Origin of the sequence: Anaeromyxobacter dehalogenans 2CP-C (assembly GCF_000013385.1) — a bacterium.
Lineage (GTDB): Bacteria > Myxococcota > Myxococcia > Myxococcales > Anaeromyxobacteraceae > Anaeromyxobacter > Anaeromyxobacter dehalogenans_B.
On sequence record NC_007760.1, the window covers coordinates 4298472 to 4313660 of the forward strand.

At 74.6% G+C, this 15189-nt stretch carries 14 protein-coding genes; 11 read left to right on the plus strand and 3 right to left on the minus strand.

All coding sequences use genetic code 11. The annotated features are described in order from the left end of the window. Window positions 1-2 precede the first annotated feature (2 nt). From ADEH_RS19375 to fdhE, 6 genes are all read left to right on the plus strand, one after another. Entirely contained in the window at window positions 3-818 is an 816-nt protein-coding gene (locus tag ADEH_RS19375) for an ABC transporter ATP-binding protein (RefSeq protein ID WP_011422799.1), read from the plus strand. Window positions 819-939: 121 nt separating this feature from the next. Beyond that, window positions 940-1902, plus strand: a complete 963-nt coding sequence (locus ADEH_RS19380; protein ID WP_011422800.1) for a hypothetical protein — start codon at window positions 940-942, stop codon at window positions 1900-1902. Between the two features lie 201 nt (window positions 1903-2103). Further along, window positions 2104-5190 carry a formate dehydrogenase-N subunit alpha gene (gene fdnG, locus ADEH_RS19390; protein WP_157061398.1) on the plus strand — a complete coding sequence of 1029 codons (3087 nt, stop codon included), beginning with the start codon at window positions 2104-2106 and terminating at the stop codon, window positions 5188-5190. 9 nt (window positions 5191-5199) lie between these two features. Beyond that, on the plus strand, window positions 5200-6075 hold the full coding sequence (gene fdxH / locus ADEH_RS19395; protein ID WP_011422803.1) for a formate dehydrogenase subunit beta: 876 nt from the start codon (window positions 5200-5202) through the stop codon (window positions 6073-6075). Further along, a complete protein-coding gene (locus ADEH_RS19400; protein WP_011422804.1) occupies window positions 6072-6722 on the plus strand; it encodes a formate dehydrogenase subunit gamma in 651 nt (216 codons plus the stop codon). Before fdxH ends, ADEH_RS19400 begins: the two co-directional genes overlap by 4 nt. A 37-nt stretch (window positions 6723-6759) precedes the next feature. After that, the gene (gene fdhE / locus ADEH_RS19405) at window positions 6760-7614 is read left to right on the plus strand and encodes a formate dehydrogenase accessory protein FdhE (protein WP_011422805.1); all 855 of its coding nucleotides are present in this window, start codon (window positions 6760-6762) and stop codon (window positions 7612-7614) included. 15 nt (window positions 7615-7629) lie between these two features. Here the strand turns inward: fdhE and ADEH_RS19410 are convergent, their stop codons facing one another. From ADEH_RS19410 to ADEH_RS19420, 3 genes are all read right to left on the minus strand, one after another. After that, entirely contained in the window at window positions 7630-8670 is a 1041-nt protein-coding gene (locus tag ADEH_RS19410; protein WP_011422806.1) for an SMI1/KNR4 family protein, read from the minus strand. Window positions 8671-8793: 123 nt separating this feature from the next. Next, complete coding sequence (locus ADEH_RS19415; RefSeq protein ID WP_232287342.1) at window positions 8794-9630, minus strand: hypothetical protein; 837 nt, start codon at window positions 9628-9630, stop codon at window positions 8794-8796. A 181-nt stretch (window positions 9631-9811) separates the two neighbouring features. After that, entirely contained in the window at window positions 9812-10633 is an 822-nt protein-coding gene (locus tag ADEH_RS19420; protein WP_011422808.1) for an SDR family oxidoreductase, read from the minus strand. A gap of 322 nt (window positions 10634-10955) precedes the next feature. Here ADEH_RS19420 and ADEH_RS19425 point away from each other — a divergent pair, with 322 nt between their 5' ends. Genes ADEH_RS19425 through ADEH_RS19445 form a run of 5 tightly spaced genes read left to right on the plus strand, consistent with a single transcriptional unit; the run spans window position 10956 to window position 15173 of the window. Further along, window positions 10956-11390: a division/cell wall cluster transcriptional repressor MraZ gene (locus tag ADEH_RS19425; RefSeq protein ID WP_011422809.1), complete on the plus strand. Its 435-nt coding sequence runs from the start codon at window positions 10956-10958 to the stop codon at window positions 11388-11390. A 20-nt stretch (window positions 11391-11410) separates the two neighbouring features. Then, window positions 11411-11713, plus strand: coding sequence for an anti-sigma factor antagonist (locus tag ADEH_RS19430; RefSeq protein WP_011422810.1), 303 nt, complete (start codon window positions 11411-11413; stop codon window positions 11711-11713). Then, window positions 11710-12642: a 16S rRNA (cytosine(1402)-N(4))-methyltransferase RsmH gene (gene rsmH / locus ADEH_RS19435; RefSeq protein WP_011422811.1), complete on the plus strand. Its 933-nt coding sequence runs from the start codon at window positions 11710-11712 to the stop codon at window positions 12640-12642. The genes ADEH_RS19430 and rsmH overlap by 4 nt, the downstream gene beginning before the upstream one ends. Then, on the plus strand, window positions 12639-13142 hold the full coding sequence (locus tag ADEH_RS19440; RefSeq protein ID WP_011422812.1) for a hypothetical protein: 504 nt from the start codon (window positions 12639-12641) through the stop codon (window positions 13140-13142). Before rsmH ends, ADEH_RS19440 begins: the two co-directional genes overlap by 4 nt. Window positions 13143-13145: 3 nt before the next feature. Further along, window positions 13146-15173, plus strand: coding sequence for a penicillin-binding protein (locus tag ADEH_RS19445; RefSeq protein ID WP_011422813.1), 2028 nt, complete (start codon window positions 13146-13148; stop codon window positions 15171-15173). Window positions 15174-15189 lie beyond the last annotated feature (16 nt).

Sequence of the window (15189 nt, forward strand, 5' to 3'; positions counted from 1 at the left end):
GGATGCCCGCAGATCTCCCCGCCGCCCAGGCCCCGGCCATCCGGATCCGCGACGTCCGGAAGGTGTTCACCACCGGTGGACGCGAGGTGAAGGCGCTCGACGGCATCGACCTCGACATCGCCGAGGGCGAGTTCGTGTGCCTGCTCGGCCCCTCCGGCTGCGGCAAGTCCACGCTGCTCAACGCCATCGCCGGCTTCTCCCCGCCCACCGCCGGGAGCATCGTGGCGGGCGGGCGGCCGGTGACGGCGCCCGGGCCCGACCGCGCCATGGTCTTCCAGGAGTACGCGCTGTTCCCCTGGATGACCGTGGAGAAGAACGTCGCGTTCGGCCTCGAGATGCAGGGCGCGCCGCGCGCCCGGATCCGCGAGCGGGTGGACGCGCTGCTCGCGAAGCTGAACCTGCGCGACTTCCGCGACCGGTTCCCGAAGGACCTGTCCGGCGGCATGCGCCAGCGCGTGGCCATCGCCCGCGTCCTCGCCATCGACTCGCCCATGCTGCTCATGGACGAGCCGTTCGGCGCGCTCGACGCGCTCACCCGGCGCAACCTGCAGGACGAGCTGCTCCGGATCTGGGCCGAGCTGCGGAAGACCATCGTCTTCGTGACGCACGGGATCGAGGAGTCCATCTACCTCGCCGACCGCGTGGTGGTGATGACCTACCGCCCCGGGACGGTGAAGCGCGACCTGCGCATCACCCTCCCCCGCCCGCGCGACCCCGCCTCGCCCGAGTTCAACGACGTGAAGCGCGAGATCTCGCGGCTGGTGATGGAGGAGCAGCTCCGCCACGAGCAGGCCGAGGCGTCGGCCACCGCCGACTGACCGCGCCTCACCCGCCGCCGCGGGGGCGCCCGGCGTGGGCGCTTCCCTGCGGCGCGGGCGGTTCGCATGCATCTCCGGTCGCCGCGCGCGGGACGTTCGCGCGCGCGGCCGGAGGTGCCCCGTGACGCTCCCTCGCCTCGCCGCCGCCGCGCTCGCGGCCGCGCTCCTTCCCTGTCCGGCGCACGCCGAGGCCCCCGCGGCGCCCCCGGCGCCGCGCCTCGACGAGGCCGCGCTCGTGGCCCTCGCGGTGGCGCTCGCGGTCTCCCCCGCGCCCGCGCTCGACCCGGCCGCCGGCGCCGCCGACCCGGCCGCGGTCGAGCTCGGCGCCACCGTGCGCCTCCGCCAGGTCACGTTCGAGGAACGGCCCCGGATCCGCGTCACGCTCGCCGGCAGCGCGCCGGCGCGTGCGTGGTGGAAGGTCGAGCGGACGAACCTCCCCGCCCAGGTCGAGCCCGGGGTCGTCTACCGGGACGTGGTGCTGAAGCTGACGCTCGGGGGGCCCGCCGACGCCGTCCAGGCGCTCCTCGACGACGCCGCGCGGCTCGCGCCCGGGGTGCGGATCGAGCGGGCCTCGCCGGAGCCGGCGCGCGCCGCCGCCGAGCCGGCCGCGCTGGCGAGCGCTGCGCCGCCCGCCGTGCCCGCGCCGCCGCCGGCGCCGGCCGTCGCGAAGGACCCGCCCGCGCCCCCGCTGCCGGCCGCCGCGCCGCCCGCGTCGGCCCCGTCGCCGGCTGCCGAGCTCCCGGTCGCGGCGCTCCCCGCGCCGGCGCTCACGCTGCTCGCCGAGGCGCGGACCTCCGCGGGTGAGCGCGTCCAGCGCCTGCTCACGCCGGACGGCCGCGTGCTCGAGCGCGCGCTCGACGCGCACGGGACCCTGGTCGCCGAGCGCGACGTGGGCGACCTCGCGGCGCTCCCGATCCGGACGCAGCGGCGCGACGAGCGCGGCCAGGTGGTGCAGGTGGTGGACGCCGGCGGCGGCCGCGCGCTGGAGGTGCTGCGCGATCCGATGGGCCGCTTCCTCTCGGTGCGCGTGCTGTCCGACGGCGCGGGCGCGGAGCCCGGACGGGCGGTGCCGCCGCGCGGATGAGACGCGGCACATCATCGACCGAACCGCTCCACATTCGACGGCGCGCCCGGCGCCCGACCGACGGACGGTCCATGGCGCCGCGCGTCACGGCGTCATTCACGAAGCGTAAATGATGCTGGGTGCCCCAACTGGCCGCGCCGGGCCTCTGCCATCCGCGAAGGGACGGGGCTATGGAGATCGGACCTCCTGGAGGTTCGAGCCATGTCCGTCACCCGACGCCAGTTCCTTCAGCTCACCGCCGCCGGCGTGGGCAGCACCGGCCTGGTCGCGCTGGGCTTCTCGCCGGATCGCGTCCTCGCCGACGTCCGCAACTTCAAGCTGTCGCGCACCGCCGAGACGCGGAACACCTGCCCGTACTGCTCGGTGGGCTGCGGCGTCATCCTCTACACGCTGGGCGATCGCTCCAAGAACGCGCACAGCGCGGTGATGCACGTCGAGGGCGACCCCGACCACCCGGTGAACCGCGGCACGCTCTGCCCGAAGGGCGCGTCGCTGCTCGACTTCGTCCAGAGCCCGAACCGCCTGCGCTACCCCGAGTACCGCGCGCCCGGCTCCGACAAGTGGGAGCGCGTCACCTGGGACTGGGCGCTCGACCGGATCGCGCGCCTGATGAAGGACGACCGCGACAAGAACTTCGTCGCGAAGAACGCCGCCGGCGTCACGGTGAACCGCTGGCCCACCGTGGGCCTGCTGGCCGCGAGCGCCTCGTCGAACGAGACCGGCTACATCACCCACAAGGTCTGGCGCGCGCTGGGCGGGGTCGCGATCGACAACCAAGCACGTGTTTGACACGGTCCCACGGTGGCCGGTCTGGCCCCCACGTTCGGCCGTGGCGCGATGACGAACAGCTGGGTCGACATCAAGAACGCCAACCTCGTCCTCGTCATGGGCGGCAACCCCGCCGAGGCCCACCCCTGCGGCTTCAAGTGGGTGGTCGAGGCGAAGGCCCACAACAAGGCGCAGCTCATCGTGGTGGACCCGCGCTTCACGCGCACCGCCGCGGTGGCCGACGTCTTCGCGCAGATCCGCCCGGGCACCGACATCGCGTTCCTGGGCGGCGTCATCCGCCACCTGCTGGAGAAGGAGGCGATCCAGAAGCAGTACGTGGCCGCGTACACGAACGCCTCGCTGATCGTGAAGGAGGGCTACGGCTTCCAGGACGGCCTGTTCTCCGGGTACGACGAGGCGAAGCACACGTACGACAAGTCCACCTGGTCGTACGAGACCGGCCCGGACGGCTTCGCGAAGAGCGACCCGACGCTGCAGGACCCGCGCTGCGTGTTCCAGCTCATGAAGAAGCACTACGCGCGCTACACGCCGAAGATGGTGGCGGACATCACCGGCGTGCCCGAGGCGACGTTCACGCGCATCTGCGACGCGATCGCCACCACCTCGGCGCCGGACCGCACCATGACGGCGCTGTACGCGCTCGGCTGGACGCAGCACTCGGTCGGCTCGCAGAACATCCGCTCGATCGCGATGATCCAGCTGCTGCTCGGCAACGTGGGCATGGCCGGCGGCGGCGTGAACGCGCTGCGCGGCCACTCCAACATCCAGGGGCTCACCGACCTCGGCCTGCTCTCCGACCTGCTGCCCGGCTACCTGACCGTGCCGCGGGACGCGGACCCCGACGTCGAGACGTACCTGGCGAAGCGGACGCCGAAGCCGCTCCGGCCCGGCCAGATGAACTACTGGCAGAACTACCCGAAGTTCTACGTGTCGCTGATGAAGGCCTGGTACGGGAAGGCCGCGACGAAGGAGAACGGCTGGGCGTACGACTACCTGCCCAAGCTCGACAAGGTCTACGACATCCTCGCGGTCTTCGACCTGATGCACCAGGGCAAGGTCAACGGGTACCTCTGCCAGGGCTTCAACCCGCTCGCGTCGATCCCGAACAAGCCCAAGCTGCTCGAGTCGCTCTCGAAGCTGAAGTACCTCGTCACCATCGACCCGCTCGTCACCGAGACCTCGAACTTCTGGCAGAACCACGGCGACCTCAACCCGGTCGAGCCCGCGAAGATCCAGACCGAGGTGTTCCGGCTGCCCTCGAGCTGCTTCGCCGAGGAGGACGGCTCGCTCGTCAACTCCGGGCGCACGCTGCAGTGGCACTGGAAGGCGGCCGAGCCGCCGGGCGAGGCGAAGGGGGACGCCGAGATCGTCGCGGCGCTCTTCATGCGGCTCCGGGCGCTCTACGAGAAGGAGGGCGGCGCCTTCCCGGATCCGATCCGCGACCTGACCTGGGAGTACAAGATCCCGCGCTCGCCGTCGGCCGAGGAGCTCGCCCGCGAGTTCAACGGCAAGGCGCTCGCGGACGTGAAGGATCCCAAGGCGGACCCGAAGGATCCGAAGGCCCCGCTGCTGGCGAAGGAGGGCGAGCAGCTCGCCACGTTCGCGCACCTGCAGGACGACGGCACCACCGCGTCCGGGAACTGGCTGTACTGCGGCTCGTTCACGCAGGCCGGCAACCAGATGGCGCGCCGCGACGTCTCCGACCCGAGCGGCCTCGGCGTCACGCCGACGTGGGGCTGGTCGTGGCCGGCCAACCGCCGCGTGCTCTACAACCGCGCCTCCTGCGATCCGTCCGGGAAGCCCTGGGACAAGAACCGCAAGCTGGTCTGGTGGAACGGCGCGAAGTGGGTCGGGCACGACGTGCCGGACTTCAAGGTGGACTCGAAGCCCGAGGAGGGCATGTCGCCCTTCATCATGAACCCGGAGGGCATGGGCCGGCTGTTCGCGCTCGACAAGATGGCCGAGGGGCCGTTCCCCGAGCACTACGAGCCGTTCGAGTCGCCGGCGGCGTCGAACGCGATGCACCCGAAGGTCGGGCCGAACCCCGCCGCGCGGATCTTCCCCGGCGACAAGGCGCAGCTCGGGCTCCCGGGCGAGTTCCCGTACGCCGCGACCACCTACCGCGTGGTGGAGCACTTCCACTTCTGGACCAAGCACGCGCGCATCCCGTCGGTGCTCCAGCCCGAGCTGTTCATCGAGCTGGACGAGGTGCTCGCCGGCAAGAAGGGCATCCGCAGCGGCGACGCCGTCGCGGTCCGGTCGAAGCGCGGCCGCATCGTGGGCAAGGCGGTGGTCACGAAGCGCATCAAGCCCCTGAAGATCGCGGGCCAGGAGGTCCACACCGTCGGCATCCCCATCCACTGGGGCTTCGACGGGCTCACCAAGCCCGGCTACATCTCGAACACCCTCACCCCCTTCGTCGGCGACGCGAACACCCAGACGCCCGAGTTCAAGGCGTTCCTGGTGGACGTGGAGAAGGCCGCCGCGGGGCAGGTCTAGGAGGCGGCCATGGCGTTCCAGTCTCTCGACGTCATCAACCGGTCCGCCTCCACCAGCACGCCGCCGCAGGCGCGCGGCGCGCTGGAGGTCGCGAAGCTCATCGACATCTCCAAGTGCATCGGCTGCAAGGCGTGCCAGTCGGCGTGCATGGAGTGGAACGACCTGCGCGACGAGGTGGGGATCAACCCGGGCCACTACGACAACCCGGCCGACCTCACCGCGCAGTCGTGGACGGTGATGCGCTTCTACGAGGAGGAGCTCCCCGCGGACAAGGGGCTCGCCTGGCTCATCGTGAAGGACGGCTGCCTGCACTGCGCCGAGCCCGGGTGCCTGAAGGCCTGCCCGGCCCCCGGCGCGATCGTGCAGTACGCGAACGGGATCGTGGACTTCCAGCAGGACCAGTGCATCGGCTGCGGGTACTGCCAGACCGGCTGTCCGTTCAACATCCCGCGCTACTCGATGAAGGACCAGAAGGCGTACAAGTGCACGCTCTGCTCCGACCGCGTCTCGGTCGGGCTCGAGCCGGCGTGCGTGAAGACCTGCCCCACCGGCGCGCTCGCCTTCGGCACCAAGACGGACATGAAGGACCTCGCCGGCGAGCGGCTGGTCGAGCTGAAGTCGCGCGGCTTCGAGAAGGCGGCGCTCTACGATCCGTCCGGCGTGGGCGGCACGCACGTGCTGTTCGTGCTGCCGCACGGCGATCCGGAGCTGTACCGGCTGCCGAAGGATCCGCGCGTGTCGCCGCTGGTGGCGCTGTGGCGCAGCGGCGTCGCCAAGACGCTGGGCGTCCTCACCATGGTCTCGGTCGTGGTGGCCGGGATCTTCCACTACATGAAGGTCGGGCCGATCGAGGTCGACGAGGACCACAAGGAGAACCCGTCATGATGCCTGCGATGCGGATGCCGCCGGGGCGAGAGGTCGTCCCGCGCTACTCGACCGGCGAGCGCCTCACGCACTGGGCCGTGGCGGTCGCCTACGTGGCGCTGTTCCTCTCCGGCCTCGCCATGTTCCACCCGTTCTTCTACTGGACCAGCGCGTTCTTCGGCGGCGCGGCGTTCATGCGGGTGCTCCACCCGTTCCTGGGGGTGGCGCTGTTCGTGCTGTTCTACGCGTACGCGCTGCGGCTGTGGCGCGACAACATCATGACGGACAGCGACAAGAAGTGGATGAGCAACATGGTCGCCTACATGAACAAGGCGGCCGAGCCCTACGTGGACGGGAAGTACAACGCCGGCCAGAAGCTCATGTACTGGTCGATGGTGGTGGTGATCGCCGGCCTGTTCCTCACCGGCATCGTGCTGTGGCGTCCCTACTTCGCGCCGTCGTTCGCGCTCGTCACCCGCCGCGTGGCGGCCGTCCTCCACGCCGGGCTCGCGTTCGTGATGTTCGTGGGCATCGGCATCCACGTCTACGCCGCCTACTGGACCAAGGGCTCGATGCGCGCCATGACCCGGGGCACCGTCTCCGGCGCGTGGGCGCGCTTCCACCACCCGGGCTGGTACGCCCGGATGACGGGCAAGGAGCGGCCGTGACCGGGCCGCGCGGGGCGGCGATCGCGGGGGAGGCGGCGTGAACACGCTCGTGCAGCTCCCCGGGGTCGAGATCCCGTACCTGCGCCTGCCGGAGCCGGGCCTGCTGTTCGCCGGCCGGGCCGGGCGGTTCCAGGCCGTCGCCGCGGAGCGCGGCGGCGATCCGTTCCTCGCGTTCCTGGGGCGGCTCGCCACCGCGCAGCGCGCTGCGATCGCGGCCGTCCCGGGGTTCGTGCCGCCGCGCGCGCCGGGCCGGCCCCTGGACCGCGACGCGCTCGCCGCGGATCCGGCGCTCGGCGCGGTGCTCCGGGCGCTGCTCGCGGCCCTCCCCGCCGACGGCCTGCCGGACGCCGCGGCGGAGGCCGTGCGCGGGCTCCGCGACGCCGCGCCGGACGCGCTCCGGCGCATCGCGGCCGGCGTGCTCGCCGGGACCTCCCGCCGCGAGGACCTGGCCGCGGCGACGTTCGCCGGGGCCGCGCTGCAGGTGCTCGCCACGGCGCGGGCCGCGCGGCTCGACCCATCCGCGGTGGCGCGGGCGGAGGGCGGCTGCCCGGTGTGCGGCTCGCCGCCGGTGGCCGGCGTGGTGCAGGGCGACGATCGCCTCCGCTACCTCACGTGCTCGCTCTGCGCGGCCGAGTGGCACCTCCCGCGGATCCGCTGCGCCGGGTGCCAGGCCACCGCCGGCCTCGCCTACCACCACCTCGAGAACGATCCCGGCGCGCGCGCCGAGACCTGCGCCGCCTGCCAGGGCTACCTGAAGCTGTTCGACCTCGAGGAGCGCCCCGGCTCGGAGCCGTTCGCCGACGACGCGGCCACGCTCGCGCTCGACCTGCTCCTCGGCGAGGCCGGGCACGGGCGCATCGGCGCGAACCTGTTCCTGCCCGTCGGCGCCTGAGCCCGGGCGCGGGCGCTACCGTCCCGACCCGACCCAGGCGCGGAGGTGCAGCCGCGCCAGCTCGGCGTGCGCGGCGTGGCCGGCCGCCTCCGCCGCGTCGAGCATCCGCCCCAGCACGTCGTCCATGTCCACCGCGACGTGACGCTGCCAGCCCGCCCGCAGCGCCAGGTCCCACGCGGCGGCGTGGCGCCCCTCGGCCCGCGCGCGGTCGCTCTCGGCGAGGAGGTGCGCGCGCAGCGGCCCGGGCCCGGCCAGCGCGGCGCGCAGCGCGGGATCCGGCGCCGCGCGGCCGCCGGTCGCTCGCTGCCACGCCGCCGAGATGACGCGGGCCGCGCTCTCGCCCGGGCGCGCCAGGCGACCCGCGAACGCGAGCGTGCCCCCGAACGCGCCCAGCGCGCCGGCGTACGCGCGGGCCGCGTCCGCGGCGCGACCCCGCCCCTCCTCGTGCCAGCCCAGCACCGCGCCCGGCCACGCGAGATCCGGCCGGGCCGCGAGCGCGGCGCGCGCGGCCGACGCCGCCGCGCTCCAGTCCTGCGCGAACAGCGCCACGTCGCCCGCCCCGGTGAGCCGGCGCAGCGCGGCGCGCGCGGCCGCGGGCACGAGCCGCGCGTCGAGCAGCCAGTCGGAGAACGTCTCGCGCGCGACGCCGAGGTCCTGCGCCAGCGACGCCGCGCCGCTCTCGCCCGCCAGCACCGCGAGGCCGCTCTCCAGCGCCGCCTCGCACGCCCGGCGCAGGCGCGCCGGCTCGGACGCGAGCCCGGGGGCGAGGTCGGTCGGGTGCCAGGCGCCGCCGGGGTGCCAGGCGATCGCCTCGCGGGGGCGTCCGCCCGGCCCGAAGCGGAGCGCCAGCACCGCGCCGTCCGCGCCGCGCGCGAACGGCAGCGCGTCCGGGAGCAGCTCGCCCCCGCGCACCGCGCCGGCCGCCGGCTCGAGCAGCGCCTCCGGGTCTACCGTCTCGTCGAACGGGCCGAGCCCGCCCGGGAGGAACAGCCCGCGAGGGAGCTGCAGGTGCAGCGCGCGCTCGACGGCGGCCAGCGCCCGGTCCGCGGAGTGCATGCCCGGATCGTAGCCATCCCCGCGACGCGCGGCCCCGCTACCCGGCGAGCAGGGTGGGGCCCCGACGAGCTCCGATCGGCGGGGCGGGGCGCAGCCCCGTCAGAAGGCGGGGGGCAGCCCCCTCTAGATCGCCCTGGACACCAGCACCACGCCGCAGCCCTGCCAGGTGAACAGCAGCCCCGCGTCCGCGTACGGGCCGTCGCTGGGCATGCCCGGGACGCGGTCGGTCCAGACGCGGCGCAGCTCGAGCGTGCCGCCGGTGATGCAGCCGTTGCCGTCGTGCTCGAGATCCAGGTCGGCGAGGGTGGTGTACGCCAGGTGCATGCTGGTCAGGCCGGAGCGCACGGTGGCGGAGGTGTCCGAGCGCGCGCGGCCGGCGACGGTGCCGGCGCCGAACGTGAGGCTGCCCGTCGGGTGCACCACCACCGTCATCGAGTAGCCGTCGCCGGCGCTCGTCAGCGTGGACGTCAGGCTCCAGGTGACGGTGCTCCCGGCGCGCGTCACGGTGCCGTCCACGGTGATGGCGTCGGTGCCCATGGTGATGGTGCAGCCGTCGTACGCGATGCTGCCCACGCTCACGCTCACGCAGGCCGGGTCGTCGAACCCGGTCAGCGCCGCGGCGCTCGGGCCGCCCAGGATGGACAGCGTGCGCTCGAGGCCGGCGCCGGGCAGGCCCGTCGCGGCCGCGACGGAGGCCGAGCCCCAGGCGCTCGCCGCCATGGTGTCGGGCAGGCCCGCGACGGACGAGGCGCGCGCGTCGGCGGTGGCGCTCGTGTCCGTCCGGAGCGCGATCGCGTCGGCGGTCGTGCCCTCGGCGGTGGCCGCGGCCGCCTGCTCCTCCGCGGTCGGCGACGAGGCAGCGCCATAGGTGAACTTGCGCGAGGCGGGATCCGCTGCCTCGTCACCGCCACCGCAGGCCATCGCCGCGGCACAGAGCGCGGCGAGCGTGAGCTTTCGCATGTGAGTCCCCATCGGCGTTCGCCGGTTGGTGAAGCCCCTGGCCTAGCACGCGTCACGGCCGGGAGGGCAGCCCCCGAACCGTGCGGAGACGAACGCCCGACCTCCGCCCACAGGCGGTCGGGTACGACACGCTGGGTGAATCCGCCCCGGTCCGCGGCGCGGGCGGTGGCGGCGCGCCGCGTCAGCCGAGGAACAGGTCCGGCATCAGCTCGGCGCCGGGCTCGACCGCGTAGCGCGACAGGTCGGTGATCCCGGCCTCGCGCAGCACCTCGTCGTCGATGAAGAAGTTGCCGGTGCAGGCCCGGGCCGGGCGGCGGAGGATCTCCATGGCCGCGTCGGCGACGATCTCGGGCGTGCGCCCGTGCCGGGCGGTCTCGTCGCCGCCGAGCAGGTTCAGCGCGGCGGTGGCGATCACGGTGCGCGGCCAGAGCGCGTTCACCGCGATGCCCTGGTCGCGCAGCTCCTCGGCCATGCCCAGCACGCACATGCTCATGCCGTACTTCGCCATGGTGTAGGCGAGGTGGTTCGCGAACCAGCGCGGCTCCATCGACAGCGGCGGCGACAGGTTGAGCACGTGCGGGTTCGCGGCGCGGGCCAGGTGCGGGATGCAGGCCTGCGAGACGGCGAACGTGCCGCGCGCGTTCACGCCGTGCATCAGGTCCCAGCGCTTCATGGGCGTGTCCACGGTGCCCGCCAGGAAGATCGCGCTGGCGTTGTTGACGAGCACGTCGATCCCGCCGAACCGCTCGACGGCGCGCGCCACCGCCGCCGCGATCTGCGCCTCGTCGCGGATGTCGCACTCCACCGCGAGCGCGCGCCCGCCGGCGCGCTCCATCTCCTCGGCCGCGTCGTGGATGGTGCCGGGGAGCCGCGGGTGCGGGGCCGAGGTCTTCGCGGCCACCACCACGTTCGCGCCCTGGCGGGCGGCGGCCACGCCGATGGCGCGCCCGATCCCCCGGCTCGCGCCGGTGATGAAGACGGTCTTGTCCTTCAGTGAAGTCATGGCGGCCTCGGGCTGGGGGTCGAACCCTTATTCAGGGTCCTGCCACGGCGCGTCAACGGGTCGCTCGGGGCGGCGGGGCGGCCGCGGTCCCACCTCGATATCGCTGCGGCGGAAGCGCGCGCCGTCCCTCGCCCCCTCCCACCGGTCGCGTGTGGGACAACGCCCACCCCCACGGCTCCAGATCCGATCCTGAACGCCGGCCCAGGCCCGTCCCGGCGCGCCGGGGCGACCGTTGACTTCTCCGGCCGATGTCCGTAGATCCGAACCAGCCGGTGGGAGAAAGTGGCAAAAAGCGGATCCCGGCGGGAAGATCGGCCAGCCCGTGTTCTTCGGAACCTTCAACCACGCGATCGACGCGAAGGGGCGCACCAGCCTCCCCGCGAAGTTTCGCGAGGCGCTGGCCGCGGCCGGGGAGCCGCGCATCGTGCTCATGCAGTACCCGCACTGGCGGGCGGTGCAGGCGCTCCCGCAGTCGGTCTGGAACGAGCTGGTGAAGAAGGTGATGGAGGCCTCGCCGCTCGACGCGCGGTGGCAGCGCAACGTGCTCAAGTTCGTCTCGAGCGCGCACGAGGTGGACCTCGACGTCCACGGCCGCGTGCTGGTCCCGCCGCCGCTCCGCGAGTGGGCGGGCCTGCAGAAGGACGTCGTCTGGGTGGGGATGGGGCGGACCATCCACCTGTACGACCGGGCGGCCTACGACGAGCAGATGTCCGCGGAGATCCCGGCGGACCAGGTGGTGGACTTCTTCAGGACGTAGCGGGCGAAGGGGAACGGGCAATGTACGAGGCGCGCAACCAGGACGAGGTCACGGTGATCCGCTGCGTGGGCGAGCTCACGCGCGACGAGCTGTCCGCCATCGCGGGGCTGGCGCAGCGCGCCCGCCACGAGGGCCGGATGGTGGTGGTGGACCTGAAGCGCGTCACGCACCTGCACTACGCGGGCGCGGCGCTGCTGAAGGCCATCCCCGGCCTGCGCGCCGCGGGCGCGAGCCGCTACGTGCGCGACCTGGTGCACGCCGGCGGCGCGGGCGGCTACGTGGAGCTGTATGGCGACGTGGAGGAGGCCGTCCGGGCGGCGTGAGCGCGGACTTTCGCCATGAGCCGGTACTCGCGAACGAGGTCCTGGAGCTCCTGCGCCCCCGGCCGGGCGAGCTGTTCCTCGACGGCACGCTCGGCGGCGGCGGGCACTCCGGCCTGCTGCTCGAGGCGGGGGCGCGCGTGATCGCCCTCGACAAGGATCCCCGCGCGCTCGCCGCGGCCACCGCCCGGCTCGCCCGCTTCGGCGAGGCGTTCCGCGCCGTGCGCTCCGACTTCCGCGACGCGAAGAACGTGCTCGAGGCGCTCGGCATCGGCGCGGTGGACGGCGCCCTGGTGGACCTGGGCGTCTCCTCGCCCCAGCTCGACGAGGCGGAGCGCGGCTTCTCCTTCTCGCGGCCCGGACCGCTCGACATGCGCATGGGCGACACCGGCGAGACGCTGGAGGACCTGCTGCGCCGGATCGACGAGCGCGAGCTGGCCCGCATCCTGCGCGAGTACGGCGAGGAGCCGTTCGCGCGGCCGGTGGCGCGCGCCATCAAGGCGGCGCTGGAGGCCGAGGCGCCGCTCGACACCGCGCGGCTCGCCGAGGTGGTGGCCGGCGCCATCCCGCGCAAGGCCTGGCCGCACCGGATCCACCCGGCCACCCGCACGTTCCAGGCGCTGCGCATCGCGGTGAACGACGAGCTGGGCGCGCTGGCGGCGTGGCTGGACGGCCTGCCCGGCGTCCTCGCGCCGGGCGGGCGCGCCGCGGCCATCTCCTTCCACTCGCTCGAGGACCGGATGGTGAAGGAGAAGTTCCGGGCGCTGACGCAGGCCTGCACCTGCCCGCCCGACCTGCCGGTGTGCGCCTGCGGGGCGAAGGCCTCCTTCGCGGCCATCACCCGCAAGGCGGTCAAGGCGTCCGACGACGAGATCGCGCGCAACCCGCGCGCCCGGAGCGCGCGCCTGCGCGCGGTGGAGAAGCTGCGATGAGCGCCCGCGCCTCCGCGCGCCGCGCCGCGCCGGGCCTCCCCGGCGCGCGCCTGGCCGGCGAGATCGCGCTCGCCGCCGCGCTGCTCGCGGCGCTGGGCGTGTTCCACATCTGGTCGCGCACGCGCGTGGTGGCCGCGGGCTACGCGCTCGGCGAGCTGCAGAAGCAGCACGCCGAGCTGGTGGCCGCGCAGGACCAGCTGCGCATCGAGCTGGAGATGCTGCGGTCGCCCGGGCAGCTGGAGCGGGCGGTGCACACGAGGCTTTCTGGGCTGGGCATGGCTCCGCCGGACCGCGGTGCGGTGTTGGCGGCAGGCCCGGAGCGTCCGCTGGACGCGCCGGGTAGGGCGGGCGTGGATGGGGTTGGTCACCCTCCTCGGCCGGCGGAGCCATCCCCTTCTGCTGGGCGGGCGGCGGCGGCGGGGCCTGCGGCGGCTCCCGGGGCGGCGTACGCGCTCCGGGGTCCGCTGCGGGCGGGCCGCGCGCCGCCGGGGGAGCCGTAGGCCGTGCGCGCCGGGCCGGACCCCCGCGCCGCGCGCTGGATCGCCTTCCGCATCACCGTGTTCTCCGCCCTGCTCGCCGCCGGCCTGGCCGCGGTGGCGGGGCGGGTGTTCTGGCTGCAGGTGCTGCAGCGCGACGCGCTCGCCGGCGAGGCGGTGGACCAGTACCTGCGCGAGCTGGTGCTCCGGCCGCGGCGCGGCGTCATCACCGATCGCAGCGGCGTGCTGCTCGCCGGCAGCGCCGACGCGCAGTCCGCCTACGCCGACCCGAAGCTGCTCGCCGAGCACGACCGCTCCGGCGCCGCGGTCCGGCGCATCGCCCGCATCCTGAAGCAGGACCCGCGCGCGCTGCAGCGGAAGCTCGCCAAGGGCGGGCGCTTCGTGTGGCTGGAGCGGCGCATCCCGCCCGCCGAGGCGGCCGCGCTGCGCAGGTGGATCGACGAGGAGCGGGTGCGCGCGGTGCGGCTCGTCCCCGAGACGCGGCGCTACTACCCGAAGCTCGAGCTGGCGGCGCAGGTGCTGGGCGTGGTGGACGACGACGGCGCGGGGCGGGAGGGCGTGGAGCTCGCCGAGGACGAGCTGCTCCGGGGCGAGCCGGCGCGCGTGCCGTCGCTGCGCGACGGGCGCGGGCGGGTGGTGCTCGCCGACGCGCCCTCGCCCGGCCGCGAGCGCGAGGGCGCGCGGGTGGAGCTGACGCTCGACCAGGGCCTGCAGGTGGTGACGGAGCGGGCGCTGGCGCGGGCGGTGACCGGCTCGCGCGCGCTGTCCGGCACCGCCGTGGCGATGGACCCGCGCACCGGCGAGGTGCTGGCGCTCGCCAGCTACCCGGTCGCGAACGCGAACGCGCCGCGCACCGCGGACGCCATCCGCAACCGCCCGGTGACCGACGCGTTCGAGCCCGGCTCCACCATCAAGACGTTCGTGATCGCGGCGGCGCTCGACCGCGGCGCCGTCGGCCCGAAGGACCCGTTCGACTGCGGCGCGGGCCGCTGGCCGGTGGGCAGCCACGTGATCCACGACACCCACCCGGTGGGCTGGGCGGGGCCGTCGCGCATCCTGGTGGAGAGCTCCAACATCGGCGCGGCGCAGATCGGCGCGCGGCTCGGGCGGGAGGGCGTGCGCGACGCGCTGCTCGCGTTCGGCTTCGGCGAGCGCCCCGGCATCGGGCTGCCCGGCGAGATCCGCGGGCAGGTGCAGCTGGCCCGCTCCGACATCGGCCTCGCCACCCAGAGCTTCGGCCAGGGTCCCATCACCGCCAGCCCGCTCCAGGTCACGACGGCGATGGCCGCGATCGCGAACGGCGGCGCGCTGGTGCGCCCGCGCCTGGTGAAGCGCGTGCTCGACCCCGCCACCGGGCAGGTGCTGGAGGCGCCCGCCGCCGAGGTGGTCCGGCAGGCGGTGCGCCCGGAGGTCGCCGCGATGGTGGCGCGGTGGCTGGTGGGCGTGGTGGAGGAGCCGAAGGGAACGGGGAAGCGCGCGCGGCTCGACGGCTGGCGCGCCGCCGGGAAGACCGGCACCGCCCAGAAGCCGGACCGGATCTCCGGCGGCTACTCCGCCGACCGGCACTACAGCTCGTTCGTGGGCTTCGCGCCGGGGGAGCAGGCGCGCATCGCCATCGGCGTGTTCATCGACGAGCCGCGCGGCGAGATCTACGGCGGCGAGGTGGCGGCGCCGGCGTTCCGCGAGATCGCCGAGTACGCGCTGCGGATGATGGGCGTGCCGCCGGATCCGTCGGCGGTGCGCACCCCGCCCCCCGCCGCGATCGAGGTGGCGCAGGCGCCGGCCGCCGACGAGCCGCCGGAGCCGCCCGCGGTGGAGTGGGCCGACCGGCGCCAGGCGGCGATGCCCGCCGGCAGCGTGGCGGTCCCGGCGCTGGCCGGCCTCCCCATGCGCGCCGCCATCCGCCGCCTGGAGGAGCTCGACCTCGCCCCCGACCCGAGCGGCTCGGGCCGGGTGATCGGCCAGACGCCCGCCGCCGGCAAGGTGGTCGCGCGCGGCTCGCGCGTCCGGGTGACGCTCGCTCCGGCGGGATGATAGAAGGGGGCGCGCC

What these genes read in the sequence shown, in the direction of transcription:
- ADEH_RS19375 (WP_011422799.1), top strand. Translation starts at nt 3, where the DNA reads ATGCCCGCAGATCTCCCCGCCGCCCAGGCCCCGGCCATCCGGATCCGC.
- fdxH (WP_011422803.1), top strand. Translation starts at nt 5,200, where the DNA reads ATGGCGTTCCAGTCTCTCGACGTCATCAACCGGTCCGCCTCCACCAGC.
- ADEH_RS19400 (WP_011422804.1), top strand. Translation starts at nt 6,072, where the DNA reads ATGATGCCTGCGATGCGGATGCCGCCGGGGCGAGAGGTCGTCCCGCGC.
- ADEH_RS19410 (WP_011422806.1), bottom strand. Translation starts at nt 8,670, where the DNA reads ATGCACTCCGCGGACCGGGCGCTGGCCGCCGTCGAGCGCGCGCTGCAC.
- ADEH_RS19415 (WP_232287342.1), bottom strand. Translation starts at nt 9,630, where the DNA reads ATGCGAAAGCTCACGCTCGCCGCGCTCTGTGCCGCGGCGATGGCCTGC.
- ADEH_RS19420 (WP_011422808.1), bottom strand. Translation starts at nt 10,633, where the DNA reads ATGACTTCACTGAAGGACAAGACCGTCTTCATCACCGGCGCGAGCCGG.
- ADEH_RS19430 (WP_011422810.1), top strand. Translation starts at nt 11,411, where the DNA reads ATGTACGAGGCGCGCAACCAGGACGAGGTCACGGTGATCCGCTGCGTG.
- ADEH_RS19440 (WP_011422812.1), top strand. Translation starts at nt 12,639, where the DNA reads ATGAGCGCCCGCGCCTCCGCGCGCCGCGCCGCGCCGGGCCTCCCCGGC.